The following is a 14384-nucleotide window of genomic DNA, read 5'->3' on the forward strand; positions in this document are numbered from 1 at the left end:
CAAACATGAAAGGTCTACTTCTTAGCGTACAAAGCCGGTGGCTTAGCATCACTCCAAGGGAACAGCGACTGGTATTGGCGTGTTCTGTCGTTGCCATTGTAGGGATTATCTATTGGGGGATACTTGCTCCGTTTGCCCAGCGAACCGAGAGTGCGCAAATACGTATTCAGTCAGAGCGTCAATTGCTATCTTGGGTTAGTGAGCAAGCCGATACCATAGTAGAAAAACGTCGTGCTGATGGTGGTGTTGTTTCTAAACAGCCCTTAAATAAGGTTATCACGTCATCAACAAGTCGATTTAATGTTGAGTTAATTCGCATGCAGCCTCGTAATGATCAGCTGCAGGTCTGGATCAAACCGATTCCGTTTGAGTTCTTCGTAAATTGGTTATCATATTTGCAGGATAAACACGGAGTGACGGTGGAAAACATGGATATTGACAAGGCGGATCAGAGTGGTGTGATTGAAGTGAACCGTCTGCAATTTAAAAGAGGTAGCTAAGTGAAGCAAGTCATAAAGTATACTTTACTTTGTACTGGTGTGTTCACCGCGAGTGCTATCTATCATTTGCCTGCACGTGTTGCGTTGAGCTATTCGCCATTGCCTCAAGGTATTTATATAGATGGTGCACAAGGGACTATCTGGCAAGGTAGAGCGCAAAATGTTCGAGTTCAGAACCATCAACTAGGAGAGCTTATCTGGTCTTTCTCATGGTCAAGCTTGCTAACCCTGTCACCAGAGTATGCCATTAGGTTTGGCCGTGGCAGTACGCTCGGTCTCTCTGGTAAAGGGAATGTCGGTATTAACTTTTCAGGGCCTTATGTCGATACGTTGTTAGCCTCTATACCGGCCGATAAGGTTTTACAATACTCTCCAGCACCTGTGCCACTAACGGCTGGTGGACAACTTGAATTGGCCATCAAATCGCTGCAATACCAGTCTCCTTGGTGTGCAGAGGGAGAAGGGAGTTTGTCATGGAGTGCGGGCTATATTGAAACCCCTGTTGGCAGTGTAAGCCTCGGTCCGACTATTGTTGATTTAACCTGTAATGATAGTGTCTTAATTGCAAAAGGCAGCCAATCGAGTGAACAGGTCTCTAGTGAGTTTTCTGGGCAGTTGACGCCGAATCGACAATATCAATCCAGCGTCTGGTTCAAACCAGAAGGCGATTTTCCGCCAACCATGCGTCGACAGTTGAGCTGGTTAGGAAACCCTGATAACCAAGGTCGTTATTCCTTTAATTATCAAGGGCGATTCTAAGGGATAGCGACGAAGTAACTGGTAGGGTTAAATGTAAAAAGGAGGCGAAGCTTCCTTTTTACATTTATTGTTGCGCTTATTTCTGAATGAGAATCTTATCCCAAGCCAGTGTTTGGTCACCAGTGACAATGAAATTTGGATTTTCCAAAGTGTCCCTTTGGTTGTAGGACAATGGTGCTAATTCAGTACTTAATATAGCACCACCCGCCTCTTCGACAATACATTGTGTCGCCGCCGTATCCCACTCACCAGTTGGGCCCAAGCGCAGGTAACAGTCCACCGCCCCTTCTGCCACTAAACACGCTTTTAGCGCCGCTGAACCAAGAGGTACCAAGTCGTAGTTCCACGCAGAGCTCATTCTCTCTGTCACTCGGTTAATATTTTGGCGGCGACTAATTGCAATTGCGATAGACTGATCTTGAGCATCATGTTTGAGGACATTAATTCTCAAACTTTCATCCATCGCTGGGATTTTCCACGCCCCTTTATTCTCGTAAGCGTAATAAGTCACGCCTGATACTGGTGCATAAACGATTCCCATAATCGGCTTATGATGTCGAACCAGAGCAATGATGGTCGCGAAATCGCCACTACCAGCAATAAACTCTTGAGTGCCATCAAGTGGATCTACAAGCCAATAGGTATCCCATTGCGACCGTTGTTCCAGACTGATATCTGCCGCTTCTTCAGACAGTACTGGAATATCTGGTGTTAACTGACTGAGCTTTTCGACAATCAGTTTGTGAGCCGCGAGGTCTGCGGTGGTGACTGGCGTCTCATCTTCTTTGGTAAAAGCCTCATATTGCTTGTTTTCATAAATATCCAATATGAGCTGTCCAGCCAGACGAGCAATGGTAATGGCATCAGGAATGAGGTGGGAGAGATCTTTTTTTAGTGCCGTCACGTTATAGTCCTAATTCTGACTTCATTCTTAACATCAGCAATAATGCGGTAATACTGCGTGCCTCGGAGAAATCCATATGTGAAAGTAGCTCGTCTGCCTGAGCCAATGGCCATTTCACAATCTCTAACGGTTCTGGTTCATCGCCTTCAAGTTGCTCAGGATACAGCTCTTGAGCAACGAACAAGGTCATACGACTTGAAAAATAGGATGGCGCTAAGATGACTTCCTTGAGCGGAGTCAGCTTATTTGCTCCATAGCCGATTTCCTCTTTCAACTCACGCACTGCGGCTTGGTTAGGAGACTCACCAAGGTCGATAAGTCCTTTAGGAAAACCTAGTTCGTAACGTTCTGTCCCTGCGGCATATTCGCGAACCAATAAAATATCACCATGCTCGGTAATAGGAACCATCATGACCGCGTTACGACCACTTGGTTTCATGCGCTCATACGTGCGTTTGGTACCATTAGAAAACGCTAAGTCTAACGCCTCAATCTTAAAGAGCCGAGATTCGGCAACGGTCTTTTGAGCTAAGATTTCGGGTCCTTTTTTGGACGGCATGGCTTGTCTCCTTAGCGTTGTTCCATGTTGGTTAGTCGTGTGAGCTCACGGAACAGAAATTATTGTCTTGCTTAATATATATAGGAATTGAGTCATCGCCAAATAGAACCATAAAAAACAGAGCGCAAAGGTTTCCCTTGGCGCTCTGCTCTAACTTCATAGCCGTTAATGGCGAAAAGTCACTTAGTAGTATGAGTGCTCGCCACGATCGTGTTCGGTCATATCTCTAACCGCAGTGAGTTCACCAGAGAACTCTTGAAGAAGCTGCTTTTCAATACCTTCTTTTAGGGTTACATCAACCATAGAACAACCGTTACAACCTCCACCAAATTGAACGATAGCAATGCCGTCTTCGGTAATTTCCATAAGGCTAACGTGGCCACCATGACCAGCAAGCTGTGGGTTTACTTGAGTTTGGATAGCATACTCGACACGTTCCATTAATGGCGCGTCATCAGCGACTTTACGCATTTTCGCATTTGGCGCTTTAAGCGTTAACTGTGATCCCATTTTGTCTGTGACGAAGTCGATTTCAGCATCTTCAAGGAAAGGTAGAGATAGCTCATCAACATAAGCGGATAGGGCTTCGTATTTAAATTCTGTGTCGTTTGACTCAATCGCTTCTGGTGGGCAATAAGACACACCGCATTCAGCGTTTTGAGTGCCTGGGTTAACGACAAAAACACGGATGTTCGTACCCTCTGGCTGTTGAGCCAGTAGTTTGGCAAAGTGGCTTTGCGCACTTTCTGTAATAGTAATTGGATTTGACACGACGAATACCTGAGTATAGTTGTAGGTTATTACCTCTATTCTACTCTTGTAGTGAGTAGATGCCAAAATTATTTGCGTGTATTGTGTGCAACTTGAGGTTTCGGTGATTTTATTGAGTCATTGGGCGTGCGACACAAGCAATAAATATCGATTTTCTCGACTCCTACCTCTCGTAATAATTCGCTTAAATGTCTGACCGTTGCTCCCGTTGTAACCACGTCATCAATTATCGCAATATGATGTGCTTTTGGGTGCTGATGAAGTGAAAACGCGTGTCGAACATTACGTAATCGTGCGGCTTTATCTAAGGTTTTTTGTCTTGGTGTTCTGGAGTGTTTATGAAATATATCGGACATTAGCTGAGTTTGAGGTGTGGATTTGGCGATTTCGTGGGCGATCACTTCACTCAAATTAAATCCCCTCAACAAATATTGATGCCAGTTCATCGGCACAGTAACCATCATAGGCGCGGGATGCGGAATCAAACCACGAAGCATTCGAGCCAGAGGAGGAAGTAGCCAGTAGCGCTTTTGCCTTTTTATCTGCTGTATGAGCGTGGACAGCGGGTATCGGTAGTCAGCCAGGCAATACATTCGCTGCCATGGAGGCGGCGATTTCAGGCACTGGCCGCAGGTAACGGTTTGTGTTTCTGTCTGTAAACCGCAGCAACGGCAACGTTTAACCTGAAACGTCATTTGGTCTTGGCAATGCTGACACCATAGTTGGTGGCTCATCGTGGAGTCGATAGTTAAGCCACACAAATGACATAGCGAAGGGATGATAAGTGGCAGTTTCATTGGTCTAATTTGACGTTTGTGAATATCTGTTTAGCATGAAGCAAAACAACCCCAACATAGTATGAATTCGGTAGGAGATAACGTGAGCTCAGCATCAAAAGTACATTGGCATTCTGAAGGTCAGGGACCCGATATCGTTTTGCTTCATGGCTGGGGCATGAATGGGGCGGTATGGTCCAAGTGCAGTGCTGAACTGGCTCAGTCTTTCACCGTGCATAGTGTTGACTTACCCGGGTACGGCTTCAGTCATGATGTTGAGTATCAGTCCCTTGAGCAGTTTTGTGAGTTGTTACTGGCGGATGCTCCCGACCAAGCCATTTGGTTGGGTTGGTCTTTAGGCGGGTTAGTGGCGACTCATATAGCTCATTATTATCCGCAAAGAATCTCGCAGTTGGTGACATTAGCAAGCTCGCCCAAGTTCTCTGAAGGTGAACAGTGGCGCGGGATTAAAAAGGATGTACTAGCTGCATTTACGGAACAGCTAACTGAGAACTTCAAGCTAACCATTGAACGATTTATGGCACTGCAAGCCATGGGCAGTCCAAGTGCTCGTCACGATGTGAAACAACTAAAAGAGGCGGTGTTATCTCGGCCGATGCCCTCTCAAAAAGCACTGATGCTAGGACTGAATTGGTTGGATTCGCTCGATTTGCGTCAACAGTTGGGAGAGCTGTCGATGCCTGTTCATCGTTGGTATGGTCGATTAGATGGTTTGGTGCCAGTTCGCGTTGCAAAAGAGTTGGATGCGCGCACATGTGGCCATCAATCACATGTCTTTCAGGGCTCTTCTCACGCCCCATTTATTACCGAGCAAAGCGATTTTATCGATAAGGTACAAGCGTTAGTTCGCTGATATTTGCAGAGTTTGTGCACAAAATCGGTAAAGCTTTATGCATTTTGTCCGATACTGTATTGAGGCGATTGACGATAATTCAATCAAAAAGCTAAGTGTAGAGGTATTGGCTGTCATCACTCATTACAGAGGAGAGTGACCATGATCGTGTCTCCCAGCAGTGTAAGTGCCCCGATTATTGCACCGTCCGTGAATCCGCAAACAGAACAGGTGGCTCGCGACAATAAAGTGAGAGAGCCTGTTATTGCTACGGCCGAGTTGGCAAGAACCAATGCTGAACGACGTATCAATGAAGATGAAAAACGTCGCAAACGCAGTGCTTGGGATCCTGCTGAACATCCTGAATATGAGATGGAAGAAGAGGATTCACAGCCGCATAATCTGGTAGACAGCTGGTTTCGGTTATTGTCGCTTAATACTTACAGTCATTCTCAAGGAAAAGGTTATGCGATGCGTTTTCGCTTGCCGAAGAAAATAATAGAGGCAGCGATTCTAGAAGGGAAGATGGCGAAACGCCGCACGGTGATTCGTTACCACTATGGCCATGCAGTCGCACCAAATACGCCATCTGATATTATTGCGGTCACGTAACGAGACAGTTTGGTATCAAGTGAATCAAAAAGAGCACCTTAAGGTGCTCTTTTGTTATCGAGAGAGGCTATTTTTTCGCTTTGGCAAAAGCGGCTGCGAATGCCCCGCCCATAGCATTATTGCCCGCGTCTTGGCGAGGGTTGTGCTGGCGCTGTCCACCTCGAGATTCTCTTGGTTTTTGAGATGAACCGCGACACGGTCGGTTGTCTTGTCCTGGTTCGTCGTTTAAACGCATGGAAAGACCAATTCGCTTACGCGCTGCATCCACTTCCATCACTTTTACTTTGACGATATCGCCAGCTTTAACCACTTCGCGAGGGTCAGCGACAAATTTATCGGTGAGGGCAGAGATATGCACCAGTCCATCTTGATGAACGCCAATATCCACAAAGGCACCAAAGTTAGCAACGTTAGACACCACACCTTCTAATACCATTCCAGGCTCGAGATCGGAGATCTTGTTGACGCCTTCGGCAAAGGTTGCGGTCTTAAACTCAGGGCGAGGGTCACGGCCTGGCTTATCCAATTCGCGGATAATATCGGTGACGGTTGGCAAACCAAAGGTCTCGTCGGTGTAATCAATGGCGTTAATGGACTTCAAGAAGCTGCTATCACCGATAATTGTTTGCACCTTACGGCCCGTTTTCTCAGCAATTGTTTTGACCACTGGATACGCTTCAGGGTGAACCGAAGAGGCATCAAGAGGGTTTTTGCCATTCATAATGCGAAGGAAACCTGCGCACTGCTCAAAAGCTTTAGGACCTAAACGGGCGACTTTCTTCAAGGTTGTACGGGCTTCGAAGCGGCCATTTTCATCACGATAGTCGACAATGTTTTGTGCCAGTGTTGATGAAAGTCCTGCCACTCGAGTGAGTAGTGCAGCTGATGCCGTATTGACGTCAACCCCAACGGCGTTTACGCAATCTTCGACGACGGCGTCTAGGCGTTTAGCCAGCATGGTTTGACTGACATCGTGCTGATATTGACCCACACCAATAGACTTAGGGTCGATTTTCACCAGCTCAGCCAGTGGGTCTTGCAGTCGGCGTGCAATGGAAACGGCACCACGCAGCGATACGTCCATATTCGGGAACTCTTTGGCAGCAAGTTCCGAGGCTGAATACACGGAAGCGCCAGCTTCGCTGACGATAATTTTCTGAACTTTAAGATTGCCACGTTTAATCACATCGGCCGCAAAGCTGTCTGTCTCACGTGAGGCAGTACCGTTACCGATCGCGATTAGGTCGACATTGTATTGACGCACTAACTGCTCAATAACCTGTGCTGACTTGTCGTATTGCTTTTGCGGTGGATGAGGGTAGATCGTCTCTGTCGTTAACACTTTGCCGGTGGTATCGACCACGGCCACTTTACAGCCTGTTCTTAAGCCAGGGTCTAGACCTAGTGTTGCTTTTGGACCTGCTGGTGCAGCCATAAGGAGGTCTTTCAAGTTTGTCGCGAATACGGTAATCGCATCGACTTCAGAGCGCTCTTTTAGTGCGCCCATCAACTCGGTTTCCATGTGCATCGATACTTTGATGCGCCATGCCCAACTGATGACTTGTTTGCGCCAAGCATCCGCTGGCGCTTGGCTTAAGTGAACACCATAATGCTCTGCAATAATGGTTTCACAGTGCGATTCGCGCGCGTTTTCCTGATTAGTTGGATCGGCGTTAAGCGTTAGTTGCAAGAAGCCTTCATTGCGACCACGAAGCATGGCCAGTGCTCGGTGCGACGGAACTTTATTAATGGCTTCGTCGTGTTCAAAGTAGTCTTTGAATTTCTCGCCTTCTTGCTCCTTGCCTTGGATCACTCGAGAGCTAAGCTCCGCATGGCGGTTTAAGTAATGGCGAATTTTTTCGAGTAAGTCTGCATCTTCAGCGATCCGTTCCATGAGGATAGCACGAGCACCATCAAGAGCGGATTTACTATCCGCGACCCCTTTTGACTCATCAACGTACTGCTGTGCAGCGTCTTCTGGAGTGTGACTAGGTTGATTCCAAAGCAAATCGGCAAGGGGCTCTAGTCCGGCTTCAATGGCAATTTGACCTTTAGTGCGACGTTTTGGCTTATAAGGTAGGTACAGGTCTTCAAGGCGGGTTTTGTTGTCAGTATTGTCGATTTCAGCGCGTAATTCAGCGCTCAATTTGCCCTGCTCATCAATGGATTTCAGAATTGTCTGACGTCTTTCGTCCAATTCTCTTAGATAACTAAGGCGAGAGTCCAAAGTTCGTAATTGGGTGTCGTCAAGCCCGCCAGTTACTTCTTTTCGGTAACGTGCAATGAAGGGTACGGTGTTGCCGTCATCAATTAAAGTGACAGCAGCTTCAACTTGCTTCGTGCTGACGCTCAGCTCTTTAGCAATCAGTTGACAGATAGCTTGGCTCATCCGTGTATTCTCTTGTTGTGTGTTAGGGAAAGGCAGGGCCTTTCTTCGATATCTATAGGATATAAGGGCTTGAGCTAAGTTTTGCAATTACTTGGTTATTTTTCTCTATCACTTAGCCGTGAAACACCACAGTAATTTGCTAATTTATTGATAATCGCGTGGATATTCCGTTAATTTTCTGTAAAGTGAAAGAGAGTTGGCAATGAATGACAGTGACAGTTGTCTCAGGGCAAACGGAGTATTTACCGTCGGTCAATGAATGGATGTATTAAAATGAATAGAACAGTAACTAAGTTGGCGTTAATTCTCGCCTCAATGACCAGTGGGTGGGCTATGGCTACACCAGATTTATCGACTACTCAAGCACCTGTACTTTCTATCGGAGATAAACTCGTCCTAGGTCGTGTTGAGAGTGTTTACTATCAAGATATTGAAGCGCTTAAAGGTATCCCTTTTGTTGGCAAGGTCGATACGGGAGCGGACACCACGTCGATGCACGCTGAAGATATCCATGTCACCAGCGACAACCCCAAGTACCAGGGGTTAACGGATGAAAAACTGTTGCAGACTATTGTCGATGAATATGGCGGTTCTGCGAGTGACTGGTGGTTAGAAGAATTTGATAATGAAGAACGAAACTTTGGCGGGATGGTGACGTTTACGCTTCGTCATCCTTATACGGGAGAGAAAATTACTATGGAGCGGCCTTTGGCGCGCACCAGTGTGATTCGCAGTCGAACCAGTGCGACCCCTATTTATCGTCCAGTGATTACTTTACCGTTAACCATTGCAGGTAAGACGGTGGACACCGAGGTGAATTTAACCGACAGAAGCGGATTTAGTGCGCCAATCCTAATCGGTAAGACGTTTTTAGCTGACAATGCATGGGTGATGGCAGGGTACGATTACCTGCAAGAACAAAGAGATGCTCAAGTCATTGGCCGTCGGGAGTCTGGGGAGGTCGACGGTGTACCAGTCGATGTGAGTCTGTCGTTACAAAATAACTACAGTGTCCTCAACGCCCAGAATATTGAATTAAATAAGAAAGAGAATAAGGTGAGTTTTGATTTGGTTGGTAAAGACAAATCAAAGAAGCGAGTGACTTACCCCTTGGTAAAAATGCTTTCTGTTAGTGGTAAAGAATACCCAGTGATCTTTGTGCCATTTAAAGGCGGTAAAGACTTCGAACAGACAATCCAGGTGTATTTAAAAGATCGCTCTAAATACAGCTCTCAGCTTCGCTTGGGTTTAAACACTCTCAGTAAAAACTTTATCGTTGATACAGGGGCGATACATAAGCTCGATAAAAAGAAACAGAGCTTTGAGTCTCGTATGAAGAACAAACCGCTGGTGGTTTCACCTGTGGAAAGTTTGATTCTTGATGGTTACGAGCTGTATGCGGAGCCGTCATTTGCGGTGAGCACACCACTGCTAAAAGTCGCAAGCTTTGAAATGATTGAAGCGAAAGATCGTGACATAGTTGAGTATTACTTGTCGAATGACCAAGGTAATAGCGAGAAAATCCGTAAGACTATCCTCCGTAAAATCAAAGTCGGTGACACGGTGCGTCCTGTGGTTGATGGCGAATTTATCGTAGGTGATAAAAAAGTGACGGTCGAATTTGCTTTGGAAACGTTGGACAGTGATGAAGGTGACAAGCCGTATTTCATCATAGGCAAGCACACCGCAAAATCGGGTGTTCTGGTTAATACTCGCAGTGAAAACTTATTAGATGCCTACCCAGTATTCACGGCAGGTCACATTGAAAATGCCACAGTGGAAGGGTTGCAGTTCCCTGTGAAATTGGACACGGGTGCCGATGTCAGTTCAATGAATGCGTTGGATATCAAGCAGTTTAAGAAAAATGGCAAGGATATGGTGACATTCACCTACGCCAACGATATGGGAATGCAACAAGAGTTTACGCGTGAAGTGGTCGACGTCATGCGCATTAAAGCCAAAGCGGGAGAGGAAGCAAATGTGCGTCCAGTTGTTGAAATGCGAGTGAAGCTTGGGGATGTTGAGAAGACCGTTCGAGTGAATCTACAAGACCGATCTCGCTTCCATTACAGTATGATTCTAGGGAAAAACTTCCTTAAATATGGTGCAGTAGTGAGTAGTGATGAAAACTTCTTACTAGGCAATGATATTGGCAGTCATTAAGCCAATCCAATAAAAACGGCAGCGCTTAAGCGCTGCCGTTTTGTTTTTTGCTAGCAATTATTGCTGCTCATCTTTCTTGATATCGGTGTCCGGTTTCTTTTCAGGTTCTGGAAGCGTATCAATTTCTTCATACTCATCTTCATCAGAACCGTCAATCATGCTGTGTTTTTCTTTCCAATGCTCCCAGCGTTGGTAAGCAAGCTCTTGCATGTCGGTTGTTTTATCAGCTTCATCGACAATCTCTTGACCTAGCAAATGCTCAAAGATGTCCTCTAGCGTAATAATGCCTTGGATGGTGCCGTATTCGTCCACAATCATTGCTATCTGTAGGCGTGCAGCCATCATTTGCTCAAATGCTTTAGGCAACATTATGGTGTTAAACAACACATGAATCGGGCGCATCACTGAACCTAATTGCTTCTCACCACAGCCCTGTTGTTGCAGCTTAAACAGTTCTAATCGGTGGACAAAACCGAGAATATTGTCTTTTTGCTGGCTGTAGACAAGCGGACGCGAGAATGGCGTCTCTTTGTGCTGATCCAAGAACTCATTGATCGTCATTTCAGCGGCAACGCGGAAAACCACAGGACGTGGCGTCATAACCTGCGTTACTGGAATATCTTGAATATTAAGAATATTGTTCAAGATATTAGATTCACCTTCAGCAAACTCACCACTTTCTCTTGCGAGCATAGCCATAGCGGAGAGTTCATCACGCATTTTCGGAGCTTCATGGCCACGAGCAAGGCGTTTAGTGATCTGTTCAGAGAACCAAACAAATGGCGTTAATGCCCATACCATCCAGCGCAGCACGGTAGCCGATGTAGGCGCAAGCTGACGCCAGTATGTGGCACCGATGGTTTTCGGTACGATTTCTGAAAGTACTAATATACCCAGAGTCAATACCGCAGAGAACACACCTAACCATTGGCTGCCGAATACTTTTGCCGCTTGTGCACCTGCTGTAGCAGCACCGATGGTGTGAGCAATAGTATTCAGCGTCAGGATAGACGCAAGGGGGCGGTCAAGCTCTGCTTTTAACTTAGTGAGTTTGTCAGCAGCAGGGTGCCCTTGTTGTCTAAGTTGCGCTAGGTAGCTTGGTGTAATACTAAGTAGAACAGCTTCAAGCACCGAACAGATAAAAGAGACACCGATAGCGACCGTAATGTAAACCGTTAAAAGAAACATTCATTTCCTAATATGTGCACACATCAACCTAACTTTGCTGCCAACGAGCCTGTGCATTGTTGGTGAGTGCTTAAAAAACAGTAGCCGTACAACCGATTTATCAGGCTTATTAATTGTGCGACTGTGCATTTATGGGACTTTATGTAATAAATTACAAGGTTTCAAACTCAATATTCACCTAACAAATTGTGAGTTATTGCTCATAAAACGGTTAAATCTCGGTCATAAGTGATAAAGATAGGCGACAAACCTTTGCCAGATGGGGGCTTTATGATTTAGAGTGGGCTCTAACTCGATAACATGAAGAAGGGAAACCTAATGAACAAGACCCAATTAATCGACTTTATCGCTGAAAAAGCAGACCTATCTAAAGCACAAGCAAAAGCAGCGCTTGAAGCGACGCTTTCAGGTGTTTCTGAAGCGCTAACTGAAGGTGACCAAGTTCAACTAATTGGTTTTGGTACGTTCAAAGTAAACCACCGTGCAGCACGCACTGGTCGTAATCCAAAAACTGGTGAAGAGATCCAAATCGCTGCAGCGAACGTTCCAGCATTTGTAGCTGGTAAAGCGCTAAAAGACGCAGTTAAATAATTTCTACAGCACCGATGTGTACATCGGTGCTGTTTTCCTCTACAGCGGTTGATCGATAAATGTGTTAGCCGACTTAGTGCGCTTATCCATCAATCTCTCTCCCAATACTCAGAATTGAAGTGAACGCCTTGTGATTCATGCTGCCTTACAGTGAGGAGAAGGCGTTGTTTGCCTACGTTGCTTTTATTTGAGGTTTTAAACATCGATGAAGAAAACTCTGTTGGTATCAGTGTTAGTCGCAATGCTAGCTGGTTGCTCTTCTTCCCCGTCACCCTCCCTTAATCAATATTCGGAATACACGGGTGGTCAAACACTAGGGGATGCGACAAGTTTATATTGGTATACCGAGCGTCTAACAAAGCCATTCAGTGCTGCTGACTACGTCAATATGAACGACTATGGTTGGTATAAATCCAATTACCGTTGGAGCGGTGGCACACTGCGTGAGTTTGTACGAGAAGGGGTACAGAACGAGCTAGATTCTGGTTCCGTCAACTACCGTATTCATGTGCGTTTCAATAAAGACGGTGAAGCTATTTATCAGCAATATCGTCGTAATGGTAAAGTGTTACCGATTAAACGCGCCCAATTAGAGAATTATCAGCGTGAAGCTGATTTGCTTGTCGATAGGGTGAAAGAACAAGACAGCGATGGCCTAGAGCTTATTCAAGGGCATTGGAATGGTCAAACATTAGAAACTTGTAGCGGTATTGAGTTTAGCAAGATTAAGTTTGAGCAAAGCTTGCCTGATTTTGTCGTTCAACGCTTAGCGGAAGTGGAAAGTTATGTCGCGTTTCTGGGTAGTACTCGACTTACTGGAGCAAAAGTAGAGCAGTTGTTGATGCTCTCTGATGGTTCGACCGATTGTATAAAGCGTCCAGTACTTATCACAGAATAACTTGATAAACTCGACCATAGATTCGAATAAAAGAAGGGCGCTCAATAGAGCGCCCTTCTTTTATGTATTGATAAAGCGGGGGTTACTCACCTTGTTCACGTGCAATGGCGCGATAGCCAATGTCGTTGCGGTGGAACATACCATCCCAGCGAATCTGCTTCGTTAGCTCATAAGCTCGTGCTTGAGCTTCAGATACCGTGTTGCCTAGTGCTGTAGCGCATAGTACGCGGCCGCCGTTTGTAACAACGTTGCCGTCTTTATTCGTCGTGCCTGCATGGAAGATCTTCTCACCTTCAATGTCTTTAGTGGGTAAGCCAGAGATGACGTCCCCTTTGTGGTAAGATGCTGGGTAACCACCTGCCGCTAGCACGATACCGATAGAGGCACGTGGGTCCCACTTAGACTCAACTTGGTCTAGCTTCTTGTCGATAGCGGCTTGGCATAGCTCAACCATGTCTGATTGCATGCGCATCATGATAGGTTGTGTCTCTGGGTCACCGAAACGGCAGTTATATTCGATAACTTTAGGTGTACCGTCTTTGTCGATCATCAGGCCTGCATATAGGAAACCTGTGTACGGGTTACCTTCTGACGCCATACCGCGAACAGTTGGGTAGATAACTTCTTCCATGATGCGGTTGTGGATGTCTTGAGTGACGACTGGTGCAGGAGAATATGCACCCATGCCGCCAGTATTAGGACCTGTGTCCTTATCGCCAACACGTTTGTGGTCTTGGCTCGTTGCCATTGGCAATACGTTTTCGCCATCAACCATTACGATGAAGCTTGCTTCTTCGCCGTCTAGGAACTCTTCGATAACCACACGGCTGCCAGCGTCGCCAAATGCGTTGCCAGCGAGCATGTCTTTGATTGCGTCTTCCGCTTCTTCAAGTGTCATCGCTACAATAACACCTTTACCAGCCGCAAGACCGTCAGCCTTAACAACGATCGGGGCGCCTTGCTCACGAACGTAAGCCAGTGCAGGCTCAATTTCCGTGAAGTTAGCGTAAGCCCCCGTTGGGATTGCGTGACGAGCAAGAAAGTCTTTGGTGAATGCTTTTGAGCCCTCTAGCTGCGCTGCAGCCTGAGTAGGGCCAAAGATCGCAAGACCGGCTTCTTGGAATGCATCAACCACACCAATCACAAGTGGCGCTTCAGGGCCAACAATGGTTAGCTCAATGTTTTTCTCTTTAGCAAACGCAACCAGACCTTGAATGTCTTCAACGTCAATAGCAACGTTTTCTAGTTTGGGCTCAAGTGCCGTACCTGCGTTCCCTGGTGCTACGAAAACCGTTTCAACATTTGGATTCTGAGCGACTTTCCAACCCAGAGCGTGCTCACGACCACCAGCACCAATAATTAGAACGTTCATTTAATAATCCTTTCAAAGTTTGGATTACTCTAAGCAGTTGGTGTTGTAG

14 protein-coding genes are annotated in these 14384 nt (G+C 46.1%); 7 read left to right on the top strand and 7 right to left on the bottom strand.

Features of this window, described 5'->3' with window-relative positions:
* Positions 1 to 5 precede the first annotated feature (5 nt).
* Both VTH8203_RS05105 and VTH8203_RS05110 read left to right on the top strand, forming a co-directional pair.
* On the top strand, positions 6 to 500 hold the full coding sequence (locus VTH8203_RS05105; RefSeq protein ID WP_096992692.1) for a type II secretion system protein M: 495 nt from the start codon (positions 6 to 8) through the stop codon (positions 498 to 500).
* Complete coding sequence (locus VTH8203_RS05110) at positions 501 to 1259, top strand: type II secretion system protein N (RefSeq protein WP_096992693.1); 759 nt, start codon at positions 501 to 503, stop codon at positions 1257 to 1259.
* Positions 1260 to 1335: 76 nt separating this feature from the next.
* On the opposite strand, the gene cysQ is transcribed toward VTH8203_RS05110, so the two are convergent.
* The 4 genes from cysQ to VTH8203_RS05130 form a co-directional block, all read right to left on the bottom strand.
* Positions 1336 to 2163, bottom strand: coding sequence for a 3'(2'),5'-bisphosphate nucleotidase CysQ (gene cysQ / locus VTH8203_RS05115; RefSeq protein WP_096992694.1), 828 nt, complete (start codon positions 2161 to 2163; stop codon positions 1336 to 1338).
* Between the two features lies 1 nt (position 2164).
* Positions 2165 to 2722 (bottom strand): ADP compounds hydrolase NudE, encoded by a 558-nt coding sequence (gene nudE / locus VTH8203_RS05120; RefSeq protein ID WP_096992695.1) that lies wholly within the window; start codon positions 2720 to 2722, stop codon positions 2165 to 2167.
* A gap of 183 nt (positions 2723 to 2905) precedes the next feature.
* Complete coding sequence (nfuA, locus tag VTH8203_RS05125; protein ID WP_031493658.1) at positions 2906 to 3493, bottom strand: Fe-S biogenesis protein NfuA; 588 nt, start codon at positions 3491 to 3493, stop codon at positions 2906 to 2908.
* A gap of 68 nt (positions 3494 to 3561) precedes the next feature.
* On the bottom strand, positions 3562 to 4227 hold the full coding sequence (locus VTH8203_RS05130) for a ComF family protein (protein WP_244181148.1): 666 nt from the start codon (positions 4225 to 4227) through the stop codon (positions 3562 to 3564).
* Between the two features lie 124 nt (positions 4228 to 4351).
* On the opposite strand from VTH8203_RS05130, the gene bioH reads away from it, so the two are divergent.
* Entirely contained in the window at positions 4352 to 5143 is a 792-nt protein-coding gene (bioH, locus tag VTH8203_RS05135) for a pimeloyl-ACP methyl ester esterase BioH (protein ID WP_096992697.1), read from the top strand.
* Positions 5144 to 5284: 141 nt separating this feature from the next.
* Complete coding sequence (locus VTH8203_RS05140) at positions 5285 to 5734, top strand: ATP-dependent Lon protease (protein WP_096992698.1); 450 nt, start codon at positions 5285 to 5287, stop codon at positions 5732 to 5734.
* Positions 5735 to 5801: 67 nt separating this feature from the next.
* Here VTH8203_RS05140 and VTH8203_RS05145 read toward each other — a convergent pair whose 3' ends face one another.
* Positions 5802 to 8123, bottom strand: a complete 2322-nt coding sequence (locus VTH8203_RS05145) for a Tex family protein (RefSeq protein ID WP_096992699.1) — start codon at positions 8121 to 8123, stop codon at positions 5802 to 5804.
* Between the two features lie 273 nt (positions 8124 to 8396).
* Here VTH8203_RS05145 and VTH8203_RS05150 point away from each other — a divergent pair, with 273 nt between their 5' ends.
* Entirely contained in the window at positions 8397 to 10286 is a 1890-nt protein-coding gene (locus tag VTH8203_RS05150; RefSeq protein WP_096992700.1) for a putative ATP-dependent zinc protease, read from the top strand.
* Positions 10287 to 10343: 57 nt separating this feature from the next.
* Here the strand turns inward: VTH8203_RS05150 and VTH8203_RS05155 are convergent, their stop codons facing one another.
* The gene (locus VTH8203_RS05155) at positions 10344 to 11474 is read right to left on the bottom strand and encodes a CNNM domain-containing protein (protein WP_096992701.1); all 1131 of its coding nucleotides are present in this window, start codon (positions 11472 to 11474) and stop codon (positions 10344 to 10346) included.
* A 318-nt stretch (positions 11475 to 11792) separates the two neighbouring features.
* On the opposite strand from VTH8203_RS05155, the gene hupA reads away from it, so the two are divergent.
* Positions 11793 to 12065: a nucleoid-associated protein HU-alpha gene (gene hupA / locus VTH8203_RS05160; protein ID WP_006073404.1), complete on the top strand. Its 273-nt coding sequence runs from the start codon at positions 11793 to 11795 to the stop codon at positions 12063 to 12065.
* Positions 12066 to 12270: 205 nt separating this feature from the next.
* Positions 12271 to 12963 carry a DUF1481 domain-containing protein gene (locus tag VTH8203_RS05165; RefSeq protein ID WP_096992702.1) on the top strand — a complete coding sequence of 231 codons (693 nt, stop codon included), beginning with the start codon at positions 12271 to 12273 and terminating at the stop codon, positions 12961 to 12963.
* 82 nt (positions 12964 to 13045) lie between these two features.
* Here the strand turns inward: VTH8203_RS05165 and purD are convergent, their stop codons facing one another.
* The gene (gene purD / locus VTH8203_RS05170; protein ID WP_096992703.1) at positions 13046 to 14335 is read right to left on the bottom strand and encodes a phosphoribosylamine--glycine ligase; all 1290 of its coding nucleotides are present in this window, start codon (positions 14333 to 14335) and stop codon (positions 13046 to 13048) included.
* Positions 14336 to 14384: the final 49 nt, after the last annotated feature.

The organism is Vibrio thalassae (genome assembly GCF_900089835.1).
Lineage (GTDB): Bacteria > Pseudomonadota > Gammaproteobacteria > Enterobacterales > Vibrionaceae > Vibrio > Vibrio thalassae.

Coding starts and splice junctions, on each gene's coding strand:
- VTH8203_RS05105 (WP_096992692.1), top strand. CDS start 6: ATGAAAGGTCTACTTCTTAGCGTACAAAGCCGGTGGCTTAGCATCACT.
- nudE (WP_096992695.1), bottom strand. CDS start 2,722: ATGCCGTCCAAAAAAGGACCCGAAATCTTAGCTCAAAAGACCGTTGCC.
- VTH8203_RS05130 (WP_244181148.1), bottom strand. CDS start 4,227: ATGAGCCACCAACTATGGTGTCAGCATTGCCAAGACCAAATGACGTTT.
- bioH (WP_096992697.1), top strand. CDS start 4,352: ATGAATTCGGTAGGAGATAACGTGAGCTCAGCATCAAAAGTACATTGG.
- VTH8203_RS05140 (WP_096992698.1), top strand. CDS start 5,285: ATGATCGTGTCTCCCAGCAGTGTAAGTGCCCCGATTATTGCACCGTCC.
- VTH8203_RS05145 (WP_096992699.1), bottom strand. CDS start 8,123: ATGAGCCAAGCTATCTGTCAACTGATTGCTAAAGAGCTGAGCGTCAGC.
- VTH8203_RS05150 (WP_096992700.1), top strand. CDS start 8,397: ATGAATAGAACAGTAACTAAGTTGGCGTTAATTCTCGCCTCAATGACC.
- VTH8203_RS05155 (WP_096992701.1), bottom strand. CDS start 11,474: ATGTTTCTTTTAACGGTTTACATTACGGTCGCTATCGGTGTCTCTTTT.
- hupA (WP_006073404.1), top strand. CDS start 11,793: ATGAACAAGACCCAATTAATCGACTTTATCGCTGAAAAAGCAGACCTA.
- VTH8203_RS05165 (WP_096992702.1), top strand. CDS start 12,271: ATGAAGAAAACTCTGTTGGTATCAGTGTTAGTCGCAATGCTAGCTGGT.
- purD (WP_096992703.1), bottom strand. CDS start 14,335: ATGAACGTTCTAATTATTGGTGCTGGTGGTCGTGAGCACGCTCTGGGT.